This is a genomic window from Halopseudomonas sabulinigri, assembly GCF_900105255.1.
Taxonomy (GTDB): Bacteria; Pseudomonadota; Gammaproteobacteria; order Pseudomonadales; family Pseudomonadaceae; genus Halopseudomonas; species Halopseudomonas sabulinigri.
On sequence record NZ_LT629763.1, the window covers coordinates 3395182 to 3415000 of the forward strand.

General features: G+C 59.9%; 17 protein-coding genes (1 of these 17 cut by a window edge). 12 read left to right on the top strand and 5 right to left on the bottom strand.

Annotation, left to right across the window (positions count from 1 at the left end; all coding sequences use genetic code 11):
- Positions 1-112 precede the first annotated feature (112 nt).
- The 3 genes from BLU26_RS15405 to BLU26_RS15415 are packed head-to-tail and all read left to right on the top strand — an operon-like array spanning position 113 to position 2806.
- The gene (locus tag BLU26_RS15405; protein WP_092287749.1) at positions 113-1159 is read left to right on the top strand and encodes a FecCD family ABC transporter permease; all 1047 of its coding nucleotides are present in this window, start codon (positions 113-115) and stop codon (positions 1157-1159) included.
- Entirely contained in the window at positions 1159-1923 is a 765-nt protein-coding gene (locus BLU26_RS15410) for a heme ABC transporter ATP-binding protein (protein ID WP_092287750.1), read from the top strand. The genes BLU26_RS15405 and BLU26_RS15410 overlap by 1 nt, the downstream gene beginning before the upstream one ends.
- 7 nt (positions 1924-1930) lie before the next feature.
- The gene (locus BLU26_RS15415; RefSeq protein WP_092287751.1) at positions 1931-2806 is read left to right on the top strand and encodes a ChaN family lipoprotein; all 876 of its coding nucleotides are present in this window, start codon (positions 1931-1933) and stop codon (positions 2804-2806) included.
- On the opposite strand, the gene BLU26_RS15420 is transcribed toward BLU26_RS15415, so the two are convergent.
- Positions 2803-3450, bottom strand: a complete 648-nt coding sequence (locus tag BLU26_RS15420; protein WP_092287752.1) for a TetR family transcriptional regulator — start codon at positions 3448-3450, stop codon at positions 2803-2805. The two genes, BLU26_RS15415 and BLU26_RS15420, sit on opposite strands and share 4 nt — an antisense overlap.
- Before the next feature lie 195 nt (positions 3451-3645).
- On the opposite strand from BLU26_RS15420, the gene BLU26_RS15425 reads away from it, so the two are divergent.
- Genes BLU26_RS15425 through BLU26_RS15435 form a run of 3 tightly spaced genes read left to right on the top strand, consistent with a single transcriptional unit; the run spans position 3646 to position 9392 of the window.
- Positions 3646-4836: an efflux RND transporter periplasmic adaptor subunit gene (locus BLU26_RS15425; protein WP_092287753.1), complete on the top strand. Its 1191-nt coding sequence runs from the start codon at positions 3646-3648 to the stop codon at positions 4834-4836.
- A gap of 6 nt (positions 4837-4842) precedes the next feature.
- On the top strand, positions 4843-7980 hold the full coding sequence (locus BLU26_RS15430; protein WP_092287754.1) for an efflux RND transporter permease subunit: 3138 nt from the start codon (positions 4843-4845) through the stop codon (positions 7978-7980).
- A complete protein-coding gene (locus BLU26_RS15435) occupies positions 7977-9392 on the top strand; it encodes an efflux transporter outer membrane subunit (protein WP_092287755.1) in 1416 nt (471 codons plus the stop codon). The genes BLU26_RS15430 and BLU26_RS15435 overlap by 4 nt, the downstream gene beginning before the upstream one ends.
- A 254-nt stretch (positions 9393-9646) precedes the next feature.
- Here BLU26_RS15435 and BLU26_RS15440 read toward each other — a convergent pair whose 3' ends face one another.
- The 3 genes from BLU26_RS15440 to BLU26_RS15450 all read right to left on the bottom strand — a co-directional run bounded on the left by BLU26_RS15440 (position 9647) and on the right by BLU26_RS15450 (position 12639).
- Complete coding sequence (locus BLU26_RS15440) at positions 9647-10444, bottom strand: cyclic nucleotide-binding domain-containing protein (protein WP_092287756.1); 798 nt, start codon at positions 10442-10444, stop codon at positions 9647-9649.
- Between the two features lie 197 nt (positions 10445-10641).
- Entirely contained in the window at positions 10642-10908 is a 267-nt protein-coding gene (locus tag BLU26_RS15445) for a TfoX/Sxy family protein (protein WP_092287757.1), read from the bottom strand.
- A 186-nt stretch (positions 10909-11094) separates the two neighbouring features.
- Complete coding sequence (locus BLU26_RS15450; protein ID WP_092287758.1) at positions 11095-12639, bottom strand: bifunctional aminoglycoside phosphotransferase/ATP-binding protein; 1545 nt, start codon at positions 12637-12639, stop codon at positions 11095-11097.
- A 123-nt stretch (positions 12640-12762) separates the two neighbouring features.
- Between BLU26_RS15450 and mrcB the strand changes: the two genes are divergently transcribed.
- The 3 genes from mrcB to BLU26_RS15465 all read left to right on the top strand — a co-directional run bounded on the left by mrcB (position 12763) and on the right by BLU26_RS15465 (position 16164).
- Positions 12763-15090, top strand: coding sequence for a penicillin-binding protein 1B (mrcB, locus tag BLU26_RS15455; RefSeq protein WP_092287759.1), 2328 nt, complete (start codon positions 12763-12765; stop codon positions 15088-15090).
- A 67-nt stretch (positions 15091-15157) separates the two neighbouring features.
- Entirely contained in the window at positions 15158-15829 is a 672-nt protein-coding gene (locus BLU26_RS15460) for a tetratricopeptide repeat protein (RefSeq protein ID WP_092287760.1), read from the top strand.
- Positions 15826-16164, top strand: coding sequence for a YqcC family protein (locus tag BLU26_RS15465; protein ID WP_092287761.1), 339 nt, complete (start codon positions 15826-15828; stop codon positions 16162-16164). The genes BLU26_RS15460 and BLU26_RS15465 overlap by 4 nt, the downstream gene beginning before the upstream one ends.
- A gap of 15 nt (positions 16165-16179) precedes the next feature.
- Here the strand turns inward: BLU26_RS15465 and BLU26_RS15470 are convergent, their stop codons facing one another.
- On the bottom strand, positions 16180-16617 hold the full coding sequence (locus BLU26_RS15470; protein ID WP_092287762.1) for a DUF4124 domain-containing protein: 438 nt from the start codon (positions 16615-16617) through the stop codon (positions 16180-16182).
- Between the two features lie 412 nt (positions 16618-17029).
- Between BLU26_RS15470 and BLU26_RS15475 the strand changes: the two genes are divergently transcribed.
- The 3 genes from BLU26_RS15475 to pssA form a co-directional block, all read left to right on the top strand.
- Positions 17030-18760: an acetolactate synthase 3 large subunit gene (locus BLU26_RS15475; protein ID WP_092287763.1), complete on the top strand. Its 1731-nt coding sequence runs from the start codon at positions 17030-17032 to the stop codon at positions 18758-18760.
- Positions 18761-18762: 2 nt separating this feature from the next.
- On the top strand, positions 18763-19254 hold the full coding sequence (gene ilvN, locus BLU26_RS15480; protein WP_092287764.1) for an acetolactate synthase small subunit: 492 nt from the start codon (positions 18763-18765) through the stop codon (positions 19252-19254).
- A 126-nt stretch (positions 19255-19380) separates the two neighbouring features.
- Positions 19381-19819, top strand: the 5' portion of a protein-coding gene (gene pssA / locus BLU26_RS15485; protein ID WP_092287765.1) for a CDP-diacylglycerol--serine O-phosphatidyltransferase. 407 nt of this gene lie beyond the right edge of the window; only the first 439 of its 846 coding nucleotides appear in the window; it begins with the start codon at positions 19381-19383; the stop codon falls past the right edge of the window.

Sequence of the window (19819 nt, forward strand, 5' to 3'; positions counted from 1 at the left end):
GGGGGATTATCGCCGGCCCCAGGTTGCTTGACCAGCACGCTGGCTGTTGTTGCCACGACAGGGGTAGCGCTTAATGGGTACTGTGAGCACTTGCTCAGGATAAGGAAAAAGGATGGTTGCGGCCTACCGCTTCAAACCCTTGGTTGTTGTATTGCTGCTGGCGCTGTTACTGCTGGCGAGCTTGCTGTCACTCGCGCTCGGGCCGGTCGCCATCCCGTTGGACGACACCCTGCGAGTGCTGCTGCAGCGAATGACGGCGGCTGAGCTGCCGGCGGATCAGGTGCTGATCATCGAGCAGATCCGTATGCCGCGTACCCTCATGGGGCTGCTGGTAGGCGCTACGCTGGCGCTGACAGGGGCGGCCATGCAGGGGCTGTTCCGCAACCCGTTGGCCGATCCGGGTTTGATCGGTGTGTCCAGCGGTGCCGCCTTGGGTGCGGCGTTGGTGATTGTGCTGGGGGGCACGTTACTGGCGCAGTTGCCGACAGCGGTGCTGCCCTACGTCACGGTTCTGGGGGCGTTTCTCGGTGGTGTGGCGACAACCTGGCTGGTCTACCGACTGGGTCAATCGGTGCAGGGTACCTCGGTGGCCAGCATGCTGCTGGCCGGCATCGCGATAGCCGCCATCAGCGGCGCGGTTATCGGCCTGCTCAGCTACCTGGCGGATGATGCCATGCTGCGCACGCTTACATTCTGGAATATGGGCACCCTGGGCGGCGCGAGTTACGAGCGAGTGGCTGTGCTGGCGCTGTGCTGTGCGCTGGTCTGGTGGCGTTTGCCGCGCCAGGCCAGCGCGCTGAATGCGCTGCTGCTTGGCGAATCCGAGGCCCGCCATCTGGGCGTGGACGTCGAGCGGGTCAAGCGTGAGCTGGTACTGCTGACGGCGTTGGGCGTGGGTGCCTGTGTTGCGGTGGCGGGTCTGATCGGCTTTGTCGGGCTGGTGGTGCCGCATCTGGTGCGGCTGCTGCTGGGCGCTGATCACCGGCGTGTGCTGCCGGCTTCCATGCTGCTGGGCGCCGGTTTGTTGCTATTGGCCGATGTTGTAGCTCGGCTGGTGGTCTCGCCGGCAGAGTTGCCAATCGGAATTATCACGGCCGTGCTGGGCGCGCCTTTCTTTCTCGCGTTGCTGCTGCGCGCGCAGCGCCGGGGAGGTGTCTGATGCTCGAGGTCAGCGCCCTGGATTGCGCGCGTGGCGCCAGAACCATTCTGCAGGGTATCTCGTTCCAGCTGGCGGCAGGCGAAGTTCTGGCAGTGCTGGGGACCAACGGCGCGGGCAAAAGTACCTTGCTGGCCAGCCTGACCGGTGAGTTGGCACCGCGCAGCGGCAGCATCCTGTTGGCCGGACGCACACTGGCCAGTTGGCCGGCGCAGGAGCGGGCGCGGCAGATGGCTGTATTGCCACAGAGTTCGACGCTGGCTTTCCCCTTCAGTGTCGGTGAGGTGGTCGCCCTGGGGCGCCTGCCCCACGCCACCGGCACGCGGCAGGATGAGTTGATCATCGGGCAGGCGATGGCCGCGACCGATGTCACGCAGCTGCGCCAGCGCAGCTACCTGACGCTGTCGGGCGGCGAGCGCCAGCGGGTGCATCTGGCTCGGGTGCTGGCGCAAATCTGGGATGCCGGCGAGCAGGGTTGCCTATTGCTGGACGAGCCTACGGCAGCGTTGGATCTGGCACACCAACAGCTCATTCTGCAGCAGGCCCGTAACATGGCGCAGCGTGGTCTGGCCGTAGTGGTGGTGCTGCATGATTTGAATCTGGCTGCGCGCTATGCCGATCGCTTGCTGTTGCTGCATCAGGGCCGGGCCGTCGCCCTGGGGTCGCCCTGGCAGGTACTCAGTGCCGAGCGCATCGCCGAGGTATTCGGGGTGGTCGTGCGGGTGGAGAAGCATCCGCTGCAGGACAGCCCCCTGATCATTGTTTGAGGTCGTGATGAGAACCCTGATATTGCTGCTGGCGGGTATGTCGTTATCGGTTGCGTTGAGCGCCGCCGAATTGCCTGGCTGGCAAGCTACGGAACATCTGGACGCCGCGCATCTTGGAGAGGTCTGGAGTACCCGTGGGCAGCGCTGGATCGATGCAGATCAGCTAGTGGCTGAGTTGGCCGGCAGTGACCGGGTAGTGGTGGGAGAAAAACACGACAATCCGGATCATCACCACCTGCAGCTGTGGTTGTTGCAACAGTTGCAGGCCCGGCGCCCGCAAGCCGCTTTGCTCATGGAGATGCTGCAGCCCGGCCAGCAGGCAGCGGTAACGGCTCTGCAGCACCGCGAGTTGCCAGCGTCAGCCGCGTTGTCGGCGCAGCTCGACTGGCAGGATGGTTGGGACTGGTCGCTCTACGGCCCATTGGTGCGTTGGGGGCTGCAGGTACCGCAGCAATTGTTGGCAGCCAATCTGAGCGCCGAGCAAATGATGCATCGTTACCGCCGTCCGACGCCCATCAGTTCGCGTTACTCAGCCGCGGCGCGGGCCGAACTTGAGCAGACGCTGTTGGACAGTCACTGTGGCATGCTCGATGCCCAACGTGTGCTGGCGATGTTGGCGATTCAGCAGGGACGGGATGAGCAGATGGCCCGCGCCCTGGCTGAGGCGCCAGCGCCGGCGCTTTTATTGGCTGGTGGCTATCATGCTCGGCGCGACCTGGGCATGCCGCTGCACTGGCAGTCGCAGTGGGGCGCCGCGCCAGCCGTTGTGTTGCTTTGGGAAGCAGGGGCGGGCGAGCTGCCGGGGCATGCCCAGGCGGATTATGTGTGGCTGACCCCAGCATTGCCCGAGCAGGACTACTGCGCCGGCTGGCGCGAGCATTAAAGTGCGGCTTTGCCCGTGCGCATGGCCGGACTGAGTTTGAGCATATCCAGCGCCGCCGCCGCAACGTCACCCGCTCGTGCACTTAGGCTGATGCGCGTTGGCACCATCAGCCACTGATTGATCACGCCAACAATAAAACTGTGCAGGCACAGCAGTGCCAGTTCCATGTCCAGATCAGCGGGCAGCTCGCCGCGAGCGACCGCCAGTCGCAATGTGGTCAGCACCTGGTTGTCGTGCTCCTGGCGCATGGCTTGCAGGTGCTTTTTGGGACCGCAGGGTTCGTCGGTAAATTCACACTTGAGAAAGATGATCTCGTGTACCTGGCGATTGGTCGGGTCCGACTCTACCCGGCGAAAAACCTCGGTCAGCAGCTCGCGAAACAATTCCAGCGGGTGCAGTTCTTCCGGGTTGCGGGTCGCCTCGCTGAGCGCTTCAAGCGGCATGTGAATGCGCTGGAAGAGCGCATCGAGCAGGTCGGCCTTGTCCTGAAAGTGCCAGTAAATGGCACCGCGGGTCACGCCGGCGGCCTGCGCTATGTCGGTCAGTGAGGCGCGCGAAACGCCTTTTTCGTGAAAGCACTGTTGGGCCGCGTCAATAATACGCTGACGGGTTTCGAAGGCTTCTTCTTTAGTGCGTCTGACCATGTCTTTCCGGAGTTTTGGGTAAGGATTTCGGACCGCAAGAAACGGGTTTGTGAGCTAATGTTAACTGATGCCTAAAAGCACTTACAAACATTCATGAATGTAAGTATATTATCCGCCATTACTGCTGTCTCTCGCTTCGTGCTGAGCGAGTGTTTCGGTTAAAGATCAAAATTTCTGCCTTCACGAGGTTTCCCCATGCCGATCAAGCCAGCTCACGCTGCACTGATTCCGTTGTTAGCCGCCACCTTATTAATCAGTGCCTGCCAGGATCAGAACCAGGAGCAGGGTGCAGCCGAAGCGCAGCAGGGGTCGCCGAAGGTGGGCGTAGTTACCTTGCAGGCGGAACACTTTCTGCTGACCACCGAGCTGCCGGGCCGCACCACGGCCTATCGCATCGCCGAAGTGCGGCCCCAGGTCAACGGCATCATTGAAAAACGACTGTTCGAAGAAGGTGCCGAGGTCAAGGAAGGTCAGCAGCTGTATCAAATCGACGACGACGTTTATCAGGCGACTCTCAAAAGCGCCGAAGCCAGCAGCCTGGCCAGCCGTTCATTGGCTGAGCGCTACGGCATTCTGGTCAAGGAGCGGGCAGTGAGCCAGCAGGAGTTTGATGAGGCACGCTCCACCAGCTTGCAGGCGCAGGCGGCCTTGGATCAGGCGCGTATCAACGTACGTTACACCAAGGTGCTGGCGCCGATTTCCGGTCGCATCGGCCGCTCGGCAGTGAGTGAGGGCGCCCTGGTCAGCAATGGGCAAACTCAGGAGCTGGCGACTATTCAGCAGCTTGACCCGATTTACGTGGACGTGACCCAGCCCGCGCGCGACATGCTCAACCTGCGCCGCGATCTTGAGGCTGGGCGGCTGGAACGCAGTGGCGACAATGCGGCCAAGGTCACATTGAAGCTGGAAGACGGCAGCGTCTATCCGCTGGAAGGCAAGCTCGAGTTCTCCGAGGTATCGGTTGACTCGGGTACCGGGTCGGTCACCCTGCGGGCGGTATTCCCCAACCCCGACGAGCTGTTGCTACCGGGCATGTTCGTGCATGCGCAGCTGGTGGCAGGGGCCAAAAGTGATGCCATCCTGGCGCCACAGCAGGGCATCACCCGCACGCCTCGTGGGACTGCCACCGCCATGGTGGTCAACGCTGAGAACAAGGTAGAAGTGCGTGAGGTGGAAGCCGAGCGCACCGTTGGCAACCGCTGGCTGATCAACTCGGGGCTGAATGATGGCGATCGACTGATCACCGAAGGTCTGCAGTTCGTGCAGCCAGGGGTGGAAGTGCAGGTGAGTCCGGCCTCCAACGTTTCTGGCAACGCTCCAGAGCAGTCCGGGGCCGATGCGCCGGCTGCCAAAGATCAGGCCAACGCTGCCGACCAGGAAGGGTAATCGTCCATGTCCCGTTTTTTTATCGATCGCCCGATTTTTGCCTGGGTAGTCGCGCTGGTCATCATGCTGATCGGTGGGCTGTCACTACTCAAGCTGCCGATCAACCAGTACCCGAGTATCGCGCCGCCGGCAGTGGGCATTTCCGTTGCCTATCCGGGCGCCTCTGCGCAAACCGTGCAGGACACGGTGGTGCAGGTCATTGAACAGCAGATGAATGGTATAGACGGTTTGCGTTACATCTCCTCGGAGAGTAACTCCGATGGCAGTATGTCGATTACCGTTACCTTCGAGCAGGGTACCGATCCGGACATCGCGCAGGTGCAGGTACAGAACAAGCTGCAGCTGGCGACTCCCCTGTTGCCGCAGGAAGTGCAGCAGCAGGGTATCCGGGTTACCAAGGCGGTACGCAACTTCCTGCTGGTAATCGGTGTGGTGTCGCAGGACGGCAGCATGAACCGGGATGACCTCTCCGATTACATCGTCTCGAACATCCAGGATCCGATCTCGCGTACCGCGGGTGTGGGTGACTTCCAGGTATTCGGTGCGCAGTACGCCATGCGTATCTGGCTGGACCCGGCCAAACTGACCAATTTCAACCTGACGCCGATGGATGTCAGTGCCGCCATTCAGGCGCAGAACGTGCAGGTATCTGCCGGCCAGTTTGGCGGCCTGCCGGCGGTGCCTGGGCAGCAGCTGAACGCGACTATTCTGGGCAAGACGCGCCTGCAGCAGCCAGAAGAGTTCCGCAAGATTCTGTTGAAGGTGCAGAGCGACGGTTCGCAGGTACGTCTTGAAGATGTTGCCAAGGTTGAGCTGGGCGCGCAGGACGCCAGTATCTCTGCCCTCTACAACGGCAAGGCGGCCTCCGGTATGGCGATCAAACTGGCCACCGGCGCCAATGCGCTGGAGACCGGTAAGGCCATTCGCGCCACTATCGCTGATCTGGAGCCCTTCTTCCCCGAGGGCATGGAAGTCGTTTATCCCTACGACACCACGCCGGTGGTCGCCGAGTCCATTCTCGGCGTAGTGCATACGCTGTTCGAAGCCATCGTGCTGGTCTTCCTGGTGATGTACCTGTTCCTGCAGAATTTCCGCGCGACCTTGATCCCCACGCTGGCAGTGCCGGTGGTACTCCTGGGTACCTTCGGGATGCTCTCGGTATTCGGTTTCAGCATCAATATTCTGACCATGTTCGCCATGGTGCTGGCCATCGGTCTGTTGGTCGACGATGCCATCGTAGTGGTCGAGAACGTGGAGCGGGTGATGGCCGAAGAGGGGCTGTCGCCACTGGAAGCCACCCGCAAGTCCATGGGGCAGATTCAGGGTGCACTGGTTGGTATTGGTCTGGTGCTCTCGGCGGTATTCTTGCCCATGGCGTTCTTTGGCGGCTCTACCGGGGTTATCTATCGCCAGTTCTCGATCACCATTGCCTCGGCGATGGGGCTGTCGGTGCTGGTTGCCCTGGTATTTACACCAGCGCTCTGCGCCACCATCCTCAAGCCGATTCCCAAGGGCCACTCGCATGAAAAGCGCGGCTTCTTCGGCTGGTTCAACCGCACCTTTGATCGCGGCATCCATCGCTATGAGAAGGGCGTGGCCGGGATCCTTACCCGCAAGCTGCCCTATCTGATTCTGTACGCATTGATTGTCGGCTTGATGATCTTCCTGTTCACCCGTCTGCCGGCTGCATTCCTGCCCGACGAAGACCAGGGTGTACTCTTTGCCCAGGTGCAGACGCCGGTGGGTTCCACTGCCGAGCGTACCCAGCAGACGGTGGATGCAATGCGCACCTACCTGCTGGAAGAAGAGTCCGACACGGTCAATTCGGTGTTTACCGTGACCGGCTTCAACTTCGCTGGCCGCGGCCAGAACGCGGGTCTGGCGTTTATCGGGCTGCACCCCTGGGAAGAGCGCGGCGGCGACGGTGAGGATGTGTTCTCACTGGCGCAGCGTGCGCAGCAACACTTTGCCGGTTTCCGCGATGCCATGGTGTTCGCCTTCGCGCCGCCCGCGGTGATGGAGCTGGGCACCGCAACCGGTTTTGACCTGTTTCTGCAGGACAATTCCGGTGTCGGCCATGAGGTCCTGATGCAGGCACGCAATCAGCTCCTGGGCATGGCTTCGCAGAGCCCGGTGCTGACCAGCGTGCGACCCAATGGCATGGATGATCAGCCGCAATTCCAGTTGCTCATCGACGATGAAAAAGCGCGCGCCCTGGGCTTGTCCCTGAGCGATGTGAACCAGACATTGTCGATGGCCTGGGGCTCGAGCTACGTCAATGATTTTGTTGATCGTGGACGGGTCAAGAAGGTGTACATCCAGGGTCAGGCCGAGTCGCGCATGAACCCGGAAGACCTGCAGAAATGGTTTGTGCGCAACGACGCCGGCGAGATGGTGCCGTTCAGTGCCTTTGCCAGCGGCGAATGGGTGTATGGCTCACCGAAGCTGTCACGTTACAACGGCGTCTCCGCCATGGAGGTGCTGGGTGAGCCCGCGCCGGGCTACAGTACCGGCGATGCCATGGCCGAGATTGAGCAGATGGCAACCAAGCTGCCGAAGGGCGTTGGTATCGCCTGGACCGGGCTGTCCTATGAGGAGCGTCTGTCGGGTGATCAGGCGCCGGCACTCTACGCGCTGTCGCTGATCGTGGTGTTCCTCTGCCTTGCTGCACTGTATGAAAGCTGGTCGATTCCACTGGCGGTGATGCTGGTTGTGCCCCTGGGTGTGATTGGCGCACTGTTGGCGACCCTGGGTCGTGGGCTGTCAAATGATGTGTTCTTCCAGGTCGGCTTGTTGACCACCATCGGCTTGACGGCAAAGAACGCCATTCTGATCGTTGAGTTTGCCAAGGAGCTGCACGAGCAGGGCATGAGCATCTTCGACGCCGCCGTCGAGGCCTGTCGCTTGCGTTTGCGCCCGATCATCATGACCTCGCTGGCCTTTACCCTGGGCGTGGTGCCGCTGGCGCTGGCCACCGGTGCGGGTGCGGGCAGTTCGCACGCGATTGGTACCGGCGTGATCGGTGGCATGATCACCGCCACCGTGCTGGCGATCTTCTGGGTGCCGCTGTTCTATGTGATGGTCACCACCCTGTTCAAGGGCAAACAAACCCCGAGCACCGAGAAGAAGGAGGAGCAACAGTGAAGCGCTGTCTATTAAGCCTGGCAGTAATGGCGGCCCTGGGTGGTTGCTCGCTGATTCCTGATTACCAGCGCCCCGAGGCGCCGGTCGCGGCGGCCTGGGAAACCGGGGATCAAGCCAGCAGCAGCACTGCGCTGGTCGGTTGGAAGGCCTTCTTCAAGGACCCCGAGCTGCAGCAGTTGATTGCCATCGCGCTGGAGAACAACCGCGATCTGCGGGTGGCGGCATTGAACGTCGAGGCCAACCGCGCGCTTTACGGCATTCAGCGGGCTGAGGTTTACCCGCAAGTGGATATCAATGGTGACGGCAGCCGCATGCGCCTGCCGGCCGATCTGGCTGACGGCAACGACAGCATGATCACCAGTCAGTACTCAGCGACGGTGGGCGTGTCCTGGGAGCTGGATCTGTTTGGTCGCATCAGCAGCTTGCGCGAGCAGGCCCTGCAGGAGTTTCTGGCCAGTGACGAGGCGCGGCGCGGAGTGCAGATCAGCCTGGTCGCCAACGTCGCCAATACCTACTTTACCTGGCAGGCCGATCAGGCGTTGCTTGAGGTGACTCAGGAAACCCTGAAAACCTACGAAGAAAGTCTGGCGCTGACCAATCGCAGTTACGAGGTCGGTGTCGCCTCTTCGCTGGAGTTGTCGCAGGCACGCAGCGCGGTACAGAGTGCCCGGGTCAGCCTGGCTCAATATCGCCGCTTTGTTGCACAGGATCGCAATGCGTTGACTGCGCTGCTGGGTCAGGCGGCGCCCCGATTGCCGGCACAAAGTGCCTCGTTGAATCAGATCATGGTCGCTGAAGTGCCCGTGGGCCTGCCGTCTGAGGTGTTGTATCAGCGTCCGGATATTCTGCAGGCCGAGTATGAATTGCGCGCGGTCAATGCCAGTATCGGCGCGGCCAAGGCGGCGTTCTTTCCGAGCATCAGCCTGACCGGTGCTGGTGGTAGTGCCAGCAGCGATCTGGACGGTCTGTTCGATAGTGGCTCGGAATACTGGAGCTTCACGCCAAGCATCAGTGTGCCGATCTTCCGAGCCGGTGCCCTCAAGGCCAGCCTGGATTACGCCGAGGTTATCAAGAATCAGCAGGTGGCCCAGTACGAAGGGGCTATCCAGACCGCCTTTCAGGAAGTTGCAGACGGCCTGGTGGCGCGGGACACTTATGTGGAGCAGGTCACCGCGCAGCGTGCCTTGCTGGAGACCAGTGAAGACTACTACCGGCTTGCCGAGCGCCGTTACCGTACCGGTATCGATAGCTACCTGACGTTGCTGGACGCGCAGCGCCAACTGTTCGAGGTGCGCCAGGGCGTAGTGACAGATCGTCTCAGCCAGTTGATCAGTGAGGTCAATCTGTTCAAGGCACTCGGCGGTGGTTGGTATGCCGAAGAGCCGCCGGAGCAGCGCGAACCGGAAGCCTGATCGTCTGGCTTCAGATGCGCCATCAAACGCCGAGACCGTAATGGCCTCGGCGTTTTTTATGTCTGGAGAATGGTCACGGCCGGGTGCGCGGATTTCAGGCAAAAAAATGCCCGCTCATTGAGCGGGCGAAATCCGTGATTAGCCTGATGAGGAGATAACCGTTTGTCTCGCGACAATCTGTTATCAAAGCCATCTCGCGATGACTTGTTGCTAATGATAACGCATATCATTAGCACGTCAAGCGTAAATGAGAATTATTTTCCGTTAAGCTGTTTGTAGTGGGTCAATTCCTTGTTCATCAGGTCGATCCGCCGTGCCATGCTTTCGATCAAACTGTGGGCAATGCGCGGGTTGCTCTGCATCAGCGCGAGAAATTGTTCCTTGGGGATCATCATCACGGTGGTCGGCGCACTGGCGATGACGGTGGCGGAGCGTTTTTCGCGGGTGAACAGCGCCATGGCGCCAAAAATCTCGTCCTTCTGGACATCGCCGACCTTGATGCCCTCAACGAAGGCTTCTGCGTGCCCCTCAGTGATAATGAAGACGTGGTCGGCTTCATCCCCCTGCCGGATCAGTTCGGCGCCGGGAGCGAAATGCTGAAAGCCGGTCACGGGGCGTACTTCGGGCTGTTTGCTGTGCGCTAAAGCATCCGACATCAGCGCGGCCTGGCCAAGGATGTACTGGGTGAACTGCTCCTGACGCTGACTGTTGCCATGGATGTGCTTGAACAGTGCCTCGCGGTCATAGGGGATCAGCGTCAGCGGCTCTTCGCTCATATAGTTGCACGGCGCGGTATTGAGTCCCTGGCGCAGGCCAATCAGGTCGCCTTCCTGGATGTAGAACAGCGGCTTGCCATCGATCAGGGCGTGCAGCAGGCCGCTTTTGAGCAGGTACAGACGATGCTGGCCGATGTGCTCGTAAAGGTCATCGACGGCATCAAGCTGTATGGGTGCGTCGCAGGGCTCCAGCCCGTCCAGTAACTGTTCGGGAATGCGCTGCAGGGTGTTGATGAGTTTTTCAGCGTAGGGGGGCTGATCACCTATAAGGTACATAACGGAATTCCTTTTAATTAGATCCTGTTCCACCGCAGTGTAGCTTCGTACCGCTGGGCAGATACCGGCTGGGCCGCAGCGCCAGACATACATTACTGCAGGGTCCCCTCTGCACGTCAACATAAAAGCCTCCGCCCGCGTCTGACAACCGCTTTGCCTCCGGCCTGTGAGCTGTGTCGCGGAAAGGGCGCGCGACCCTAGGGCGGTGACTGCTCCTGCAGCTGCAACAGCAACTGTTCCTTGTATTGCGGGTCGAGGTCATTCCAGTGCACGTCCTGGAGGGCGCCGGCGATTGAGAACATCAATGCCTTGGAGGCATTGAAGCCGCGTGCGCGCACCGCATTGTAGGCTCCGACTGGCCCGAGCTGACGTAGTTGTTCGCGATTGTGAATGCCGGTGGCGTGCAGCCACTGGGCTGAAGTCTTGCCCAGATTGCGCAGTTCGAGAAGTTCATCCTGGCTCATGCACACCCCGCAGTCTGGGAGTCACGTAGAGAGGGGCAGGAGGTGGCCAGGCCAGCCGTTGTGGTGCCCGGCGTAGCAGCCGGGCGCTGATATGTTTGCTGCATGGTATCGGGCTTCTTTTTATTGGTATCCCGATACCAGTGTAGATTCCCCTGCTGAATCCGTACAGAAGGGCTCTGGCACGCGCTAGAGACGTTTTTTCAGCTGCTCTAGGAGTGCCTGCATGCTACTGGTACTCGAGGTGTCGACCTGTACGCTGATCTGCTGCTCTTGCTCGGTCAACGGCTCCAGGTGCTGCCGCTGCTGCTGCACTACCTGCATGTCGGCGTCGGACGGGTCAGCGCCCTCACGGCGGCGCTGCTCAATCCATTGTTCTACGGTCGGCAGCGGTACATCGCAGTGCAGGATAAGGCAGGGCGCACACTGCTCTTCAATCGCGTCGCGCATCTGCTGACGCTGGGCGTGCTTGAGATGAGTGGCGTCGACAATGACGGCGTAGCCATTGGCCAGAATGAGTTCGGCCAGCGCGGCCAGACGGTCGTAGGTTTTAACGCTGCGTTCCGGGGCGTACAGGCCGGAGTCCAGCGCCTGGTTATCGGCACTGCCGAACAGGCGCTTGCGTTCCATGTCGGAGCGCACGCGAATCGCGCCGACTTCACTGACCAGATTGTGTGCCAGGGTGCTTTTGCCGGTGCCAGACAGGCCAAACATCAAAATACCGAAGCGGGCGGGCACTTCGGTATAGCGTTCGGCCAGGTCGGCGTAGCTACGGTAACGCAGCATCACTTGTTCGCGCTCTACGTCGCTGCTGTTGTCGCTCAGGCCGAACAGTGCCACTTTGGCCCGCACCATGGCACGGTAGGCCTTGTAATAGTTGAGCACCGCGAGACCTTCGTAGTCACCGGTCTGTTCCAAGTAACCGCTGACGAACCGCAGTGCCATTCCGGTTAAGCCGCGGTCTTCGAGATCCATGGCCATGAAGCCAACATCACTCATAACATCGGTCCAGCGGAAGGCCTCATTGAACTCAATGCAGTCAAACAGGGTCACTTGTCCGTCGACCAAGGTGACGTTGTCGAGGTAAGTGTCGCCGTGGCATTCGCGCACCAGGCCGGCAGCCTTGCGTTCGGCCAGTTGGGGAATCAGGCGTTGATAGGTAGTATTCGCCCACTGTTCCAGCTGTTCGAGCTGTGCCAGGTCCTTGGGGTCATCGAGGAACGGGCGAATCTGATCGAAGTTTTGCGCAACAGGAGCATGTACCTGATCGGGGTTGCCGTAGGGCAACTCGATGCCGGCATGCGCGATCTGCCCATGAAAGCGCGCCAGGGTGCCGGCCAGTTCGTCGATATGCCGATTTTCCAGACGGCCTTCGCGCTGCATGTTGCTCAGCAGGTCCGGCTGCTGGAACTGGCGGGTCTTCACCAGGTACTCGATGATGGGGCCGTCGCCAGTGAGTGTGGGCGCTTCGGCGCTACCGCGTACCGGGACCACGTCGAGATACAGGTTGGGCGCCAGGCGTCGATTGAGCCGCACTTCTTCAGCACAGAAGTGCGCGCGCTGCTCGAGGTTTGAGTAATCAAGAAAACCGAAGTTAACTGGCTTCTTGATTTTGTAAACGTAGTCGCCGGTCAGCAGCACCCAGGAAATGTGCGTTTCCATCAGCGTGAATTCGCTCACCGGGTGATCGTAGAGCGCGGGGTTTTGCAGGGCTTGTAACAGAGTCTGGCTCACAGAGTTTCCTTGCTGGGGCTGGCAATGAGAACATTATGCGGGTTGGCCGGTCTCAGGCCAACCATGGCAACAGGCCGATAGTGTGCTGTCGGTCTCAACGGGTGTGAGGTAGAGCAGGGCAATATGGCTAAAAAACGCAAGGCGCGAGCAAAGAAGAAAAGCAGTATGAAGCAGCGCCTGGGAGGCTGGGTACTGAAACTCGGGTTGGTGTGTCTGGTGCTGCTGGCGGCATTGGCCATGTACCTCGATGCCATAGTGCAGGAAAAATTCTCCGGCAAGCGCTGGGCGGTACCGGCCAAGGTGTTTGCTCGCCCGCTGGAACTCTATGCCGGCCAACACCTTGGCCGAGACGATTTTCTCACAGAGCTCAAGGCGCTGGGTTACCGCCCGGTCAACTCGGTCAGCGGTCCGGGGCAGATGGCGGTCAGCGGTAACCAGATTGATGTGTATACCCGCGGCTTTCAGTTTTTTGAAGGTACCGAGCCCGCTCAGCGCGTGAGTGTGCGTTTCAATGGTGAGCAGGTTGCCAGTATTGGTGGCAGCGCCAATCTGGTCATGGCTCGCCTGGAGCCGATGATGATCGGCGGTATTTACCCTGCCCACAACGAAGATCGCATTCTGGTGCGGCTGGATCAGGCGCCGCCTTATCTGGTGGATTCGCTGGTGGCGGTTGAAGACCGTGAGTTCTTTCAGCACTTTGGCGTTTCGCCCAAGGGCATAGCGCGCGCCATGTATGTAAACCTGACGTCCGGTAGTCTGCGTCAGGGCGGCAGCACGCTGACCCAGCAGCTGGTCAAGAACTTCTACCTCAACAGCGACCGCAACATCATCCGCAAGGGCCTGGAAGCGATGATGGCAGTGCTGCTTGAGCTGCACTACTCGAAAGAGGAAATTCTCGAGGCTTACCTCAATGAGGTATTCCTTGGTCAGGACGGCAATCGTGCGATTCACGGCTTTGGCTTGGCCAGCCAGTATTATTTTGCCCAGCCGCTGCAGGAGTTGCAGCTGCATCAGGTCGCGCTGTTGGTGGGTATGGTCAAGGGTGCTTCCTACTACAATCCGCGTCGCAATCCGGAGCGCGCCACCGAGCGCCGCAATCTGGTACTGGACCTGATGGCCGAGCAGGGTATGGTCAGTGCCGAGCAGGCGGTGCAGGCCAAAAACAAGCCACTGGATGTATCGGTGGGTGGCAGCATGGCCGATACCAGCTATCCGGCCTTTATGGATCTGGTCAAGCGCCAGCTGCGCGCTGATTATCGCGATGAGGATTTGACCAGCGAGGGTCTGCGCATCTTTACCAGCCTCGACCCGCTACTGCAGCACAAGGCGGAAGAAGCGGTGAAAACCACGCTCAAGCGACTGGGGCCGGCAGCCGAGAATGTACCCTTGGAGTCCGCCATGGTGGTCTCCGGCGCGCAGACCGGTGAGGTGCTGGCGGTAGTCGGCGGCAGTGATCCGCGTTTCTCTGGCTTCAATAGAGCCCTGGATGCTTCGCGGCCGATCGGCTCGTTGATCAAGCCGGCGACCTATCTGACGGCGCTCGAGCAGGCTGACCGCTATTCGCTGGTCACCCCGATTGACGACGCACCCATCGAACTGGAAGCCGAGCCAGGTAAAACCTGGTCACCGCAGAACTACGGGCGAGAAAGCCATGGTCTGGTGCCGCTGTACCTGGCGTTGGCCAAATCCTACAACCAGGCAGCAGTACGCCTGGGTATGGATGTAGGGGTCGACAAGGTACTCAATACCGTGCGCCGCTTGGGCGTGGAGCATGACTGGCCGGCTTATCCGTCGATGTTGCTGGGCTCCGGTGCGATGACGCCAATGCAGGTGAGTGACATGTACCAGACGCTGGCCAACGGCGGCTTCAATACGCCGCTGCGGTCGATTCGCAACGTACTCACGGCGCAAGGCGAGCCGCTCAAGCGCTATCCTTTCGAGGTACGGCAGCGGTTTGACTCGGCCAGCATCTACCTGACGCAGGAGGCCATGTCGCATGTCATGACCGAAGGTACCGGCCGCTCGGCGTACAATCGGGTGCCATCCAGTGTCCGCCTGGCCGGCAAGACCGGTACTACCAACGATCTGCGTGATAGCTGGTTCGCCGGGTTCTCCGACGACCTGGTTGCGGTCGCCTGGGTCGGACGCGACGACAACGGGCGTACCCGGCTGACCGGTGCTACCGGAGCGTTGCAGGTGTGGAGTGCCTTCATGGGCGAAGCGCATCCGCAGAGTTTGTCGGCTATGCCGCCCGCGGGTATCGTCAAAGCCTGGGCTGATCCGAGTACCGGGTTGGGTAGCGATCCGTCCTGTGTCGGCAGTATTGAAGTGCCGTTTCGTCAGGGTTTTGAGCCGCTGCCAGGGCCCGGCTGCCGTCCGGTGATTGACACCGAGGCCCTGCAAGATGGTGCCAACAAGGTACTGGATACCATTCGCGGCTGGCTGCGCTAAGCAGCACTGCGTACACTGCCGCGATCAGGCTTGGAACACGAGCGGTTGTAACGAGAGGATGAAGCAGATGGGGAGCAGACAGATTGCGTCGCTGGCGGCCGTATTGGCGCTGCTGGGCGGTTGCGCGGGTTCAGGCGGCGCTATTCCGGTGGTCGACAGCGGGCGCCCGGTGTCCAATGAAGACATGCAGAGCGGCGCAGGGCGTGTCACTACGGCTACTCCGGTGACCGGTCAGTCGCGCGATAGTGGCGTCGTGGTCATGGTGCCCAACGCCGAGGGCGGTTCCAGTCAGGTGGAGTCCTACCCCTTGGATTCGCAGCCGTCACTGCAGACCGGCCCTGCGGTGAGTTCTACACCCAGTAACGGTGGGTTCGGCGCGAGCGGCAACGGTAGCGTGCTGCAACAGGACGAGCAGTTGGATGGTCCGGTACTCGCGTTGTTGACGACCGCGCGGCAACAGGAGAGCAATGGTGACCTGAACGGCGCCAATGCCAGTCTCGAGCGCGCCATGCGCATTGCTCCGCGTGAGCCCCAGGTTCTGTATCGCCTCGCGCAGGTGCGTTTGGGGCAGGGCGATGCGGCGCAAGCGGAGCAGTTGGCTCAACGTGGTTTGAGCTACGCTTCCGGCCGCCCGGAGCTGCAGGCGGGCCTGTGGGAGTTGGTCGCACAGGCGCGTGAGCAACAGGGTGATGCAGCCGGTGCCGAGCAGGCCAGGCAGCGAGCCAAAGTCTCGTCTTGAGCCCGCAGCAATGGCACGCGCTGGCAGACGCGCTGTTGCGGTTGGAGCAGAGTTTGCGTGCGCAGGGGCTTTGGTCGGATAGGCGTCCGGCAGCAGAACGGTTGAATAGCCAGACGCCTTTTTGCGTCGACACTCTCGACTTTGAACAATGGCTGCAGTGGGTGTTTATTCCGCGTCTGGCCTTGCTGATCAATCAGCAAGGCCGGCTGCCGGCAGAATGCAATATTCTGCCCATGGCGCAGGAGGCACTGGCGCCGCTCGGGCGCCGCGCGCAGCCGTTACTGGAGAGCGTTGCGGAGGTGGACCGTCTGGCATCCTTGCTGGTCCACCGTTGAGTTTAGCCGGCGGGCTTAGTTGCAGTACGTAGTCAGGTCTTCGCGGGCTTTCGCGATCATGGTCTGACGTTCCTCTTCACCGATGCGTTCCATTTCGCCAGCATCATTGGTGCGCCCCAGACGTGGATTGTTCTCCAGCGTAGTCAGGTCTTCGCGCAGCTTGGCGCATTGGGCTTCCCGCTGGGCCTGTTGTTCGCGCTCTGCTTTCTTGGCTGCTGCGTCGGTTTCGCCGTTTTGCGTGTCGCTCTCGCTCGGCGCTGCTGTCGCAGCGGGTGCCATATTGCTACCCAGCTTGGGTGGAGCGGTGACATTCATACGTTCGTACTGATCGCTGGCAGGGGGTTGCTGGCTGAACTGCGTTACGCCGTTCTCGTCTACCCACTTGTAGAGTTTTTCTGCCATGGCGTGCGAGCAGATCATGCTCAGGGCGATGGCGATAAGCGTGTTGCGCATACGGTTTTCTTCCTTGTTCTCATCGGGTTTGGGCGAGTCGTTGGCTAACTATAGCCAAAGCCAGTGTTTCGGGTACATCCCGACTGTTGTAATTGTGCAACTTGGCTTGACTTGTGTGGCTTGAGAATAAACAATTCGTGGTTCTCATAAGCCAGCTGATATCGGTGCTCACCCGCAACTGATACGGCGGGCTTTGTTGCTCAATCCAGGAGGCGAAACCCGCCAACTCCTGGCCTGGCACCCGCACGCGCTACCTCGCGCTGGGGGAGGCAGCTCCAAACAGCAGGAGTCAGTCTCCAAGCACGTAGTCAAGCTGATGCATGGCAACTACCGTTGTCACTGCGCTGCCGAGCAGTAAACAGGTATCCGGCTGCCCACCTATGGTGGACGGCATGCTAGAGGTGATTCAAAAGTGGAGCTTTTATCCGGCGCTGAGATGGTCGTCCGCTCATTGCGTGACGAGGGTGTTAAATACATCTATGGGTACCCTGGTGGTGCTCTTCTGCATATTTACGATGCGATTTTCCGTCAGGACGATGTCGAGCATATTCTGGTGCGCCATGAACAGGCGGCTGCTCACATGGCTGATGGTTATGCGCGTGCTACCGGCAAGGCGGGTGTGGTCCTGGTCACGTCGGGACCGGGTGCTACCAATACCATTACCGGTATTGCGACTGCCTACATGGACTCGATCCCCATGGTGATCATTTCCGGTCAGGTTGCCAGCAACGTGGTGGGCACTGATGCCTTCCAGGAAACCGATATGGTCGGCGTTTCGCGTCCTATCGTGAAGCACAGCTTCATGGTCAAGGATCCGCGTGATATCCCCGAGATCATCAAGAAGGCCTTCTATCTGGCTCAGACAGGCCGCCCGGGCCCGGTTGTGGTTGATATCCCCAAGGATATGGGTAATCCGGCGGACAAGTTCGAGTACAGCTATCCGAAGAAGGTCAAGCTGCGTTCTTACAATCCGGCCACGCGTGGTCATTCCGGCCAGATTCGCAAAGCCGTAGAGATGATGCTGGCTGCCAAGCGCCCGATCATTTACTCCGGCGGCGGCGTTATTCTGGGTGGTGCGTCAAGTCAGTTGACCGAGCTGGTCAAGGCACTCAACGTGCCAATTACCAGTACGCTGATGGGCCTGGGCGCCTATCCTGGCACCGATCGCCAGTTTTTGGGGATGCTGGGTATGCACGGCAGTTACACTGCCAACTTGGCGATGCACCATGCTGACGTGATCCTGGCGATTGGCGCGCGTTTTGATGACCGCGTTATCAATGGCGACAACGCTGCCAAGTTCTGCCCGAATGCCAAGGTCATTCACGTGGATATCGATCCGGCCTCTATTTCCAAGACGGTCAAGGCGGATATTCCGATCGTGGGTCCGGTTGAAAGCGTGCTGAGCGAGATGATCGCGATCTTCAAGGAGATCAATCAGCAGCCCGATCAGGAAGGCCAGGCCACCTGGTGGAAGCAGGTCGACGAGTGGCGTGGTGGTGGCAAGCTGTTTCCCTATGATGCGGGCGACGGTTCCATCATCAAGCCTCAGCACGTTATCGAAACCCTTTGGGAAGTTACCAAGGGCGATGCCTTTGTCACTTCGGACGTGGGCCAGCATCAGATGTTTGCTGCCCAGTACTATCCGTTCGACAAACCCAATCGCTGGATCAACTCTGGCGGCCTGGGCACCATGGGCTTCGGTTTTCCAGCGGCCATGGGTGTGAAGATGAACTTCCCGGAGGCGGATGTCGCCTGCGTGACCGGTGAGGGCAGCATCCAGATGAATATTCAGGAGATGTCTACCTGTCTGCAGTACGACCTGCCGGTGAAGATCATAAACCTGAACAACGGTGCTCTGGGTATGGTGCGTCAGTGGCAGGACATGCAGTACAACAGCCGCTACTCGCATTCATACATGGACTCGTTGCCTGATTTTGTTCGTCTTGCCGAGGCCTATGGTCACGTGGGTATCCGCATCACCGACCTGAAAGACCTGAAGCCCAAGATGGAAGAGGCATTCGCCATGAAGGATCGCCTGGTGTTTCTCGACATTGCCGTCGACACCAGCGAGCACGTTTACCCCATGCAGGTCCGGGGTGGCGCGATGCGCGATATGTGGCTGAGCAAAACGGAGCGCACCTGATCATGAGACATATCATTTCCGTATTACTGGAAAACGAACCAGGCGCGTTGTCACGAGTTGTAGGATTGTTTTCCCAGCGTAACTACAACATCGAGACCCTGACTGTGGCGCCAACCGAAGACCCGACCCTGTCGCGTCTGACGTTGACGACCATCGGTCATGACGAAGTGGTGGAGCAGATCACCAAGAACCTCAACAAATTGATTGAGGTGGTGAAGCTGGTCAACCTGTCCGAGGGGCCTCACATCGAGCGCGAGTTGATGCTGGTCAAAATCAAGGCAACCGGTGCCCAGCGTGCTGAAGTAAAGCGCACCACGGATATTTTTCGTGGGCAGATTGTTGATGTATCTGCGAGTGTCTATACCGTACAGCTGGCGGGTACCACGGATAAGCTGGAAAGCTTTATAGAAGCCGTCGGACCAACGTCAGTGCTGGAAGTGGTGCGTACCGGGGTATCCGGTATTGCGCGTGGCGAGAAGGTGCTGAGTATCTGACTCGTTGTGGTAAAAGAAAACGCGGCCCGGGTGCCGCGTTTTTTTATGCCCGTAACGGCAGGTACTGGTTATTTCACCGGCATGTTGCCACACTGTTCAGCTCGGTATTCTCGATAAGGTAGCGTCATGACAGAGCATCAAACCCAAAAACCTGAGTCCGAACAGGATACGCCACACACGTTGTTGCCAATTGATGAGCACGTGGAAGAAAGCCATGGCCCAGACGGCAAGAAGGTGCGCCACAAAGGTATTTACCTGCTGCCCAATCTGTTCACCACGGCTGCTCTGTTTTCCGGCTTTTACGCCATTGTCAGTGCGATGGATGGCAATTTTGCCCATGCGGCTGTGGCGGTGTTCGTGGCCATGGTGCTGGATGGCCTGGATGGGCGCGTGGCGCGTTTGACCAATACGCAGAGCGCCTTTGGTGCAGAGTACGATAGCCTGTCGGATATGGTCGCCTTTGGTGTCGCCCCGGCGGTAGTGGTATTCAGTTGGGCGCTGACAGATATGGGCAAGGTCGGCTGGGTGTTTGCCTTTATCTATGTGGCTGGCGCGGCTTTGCGGC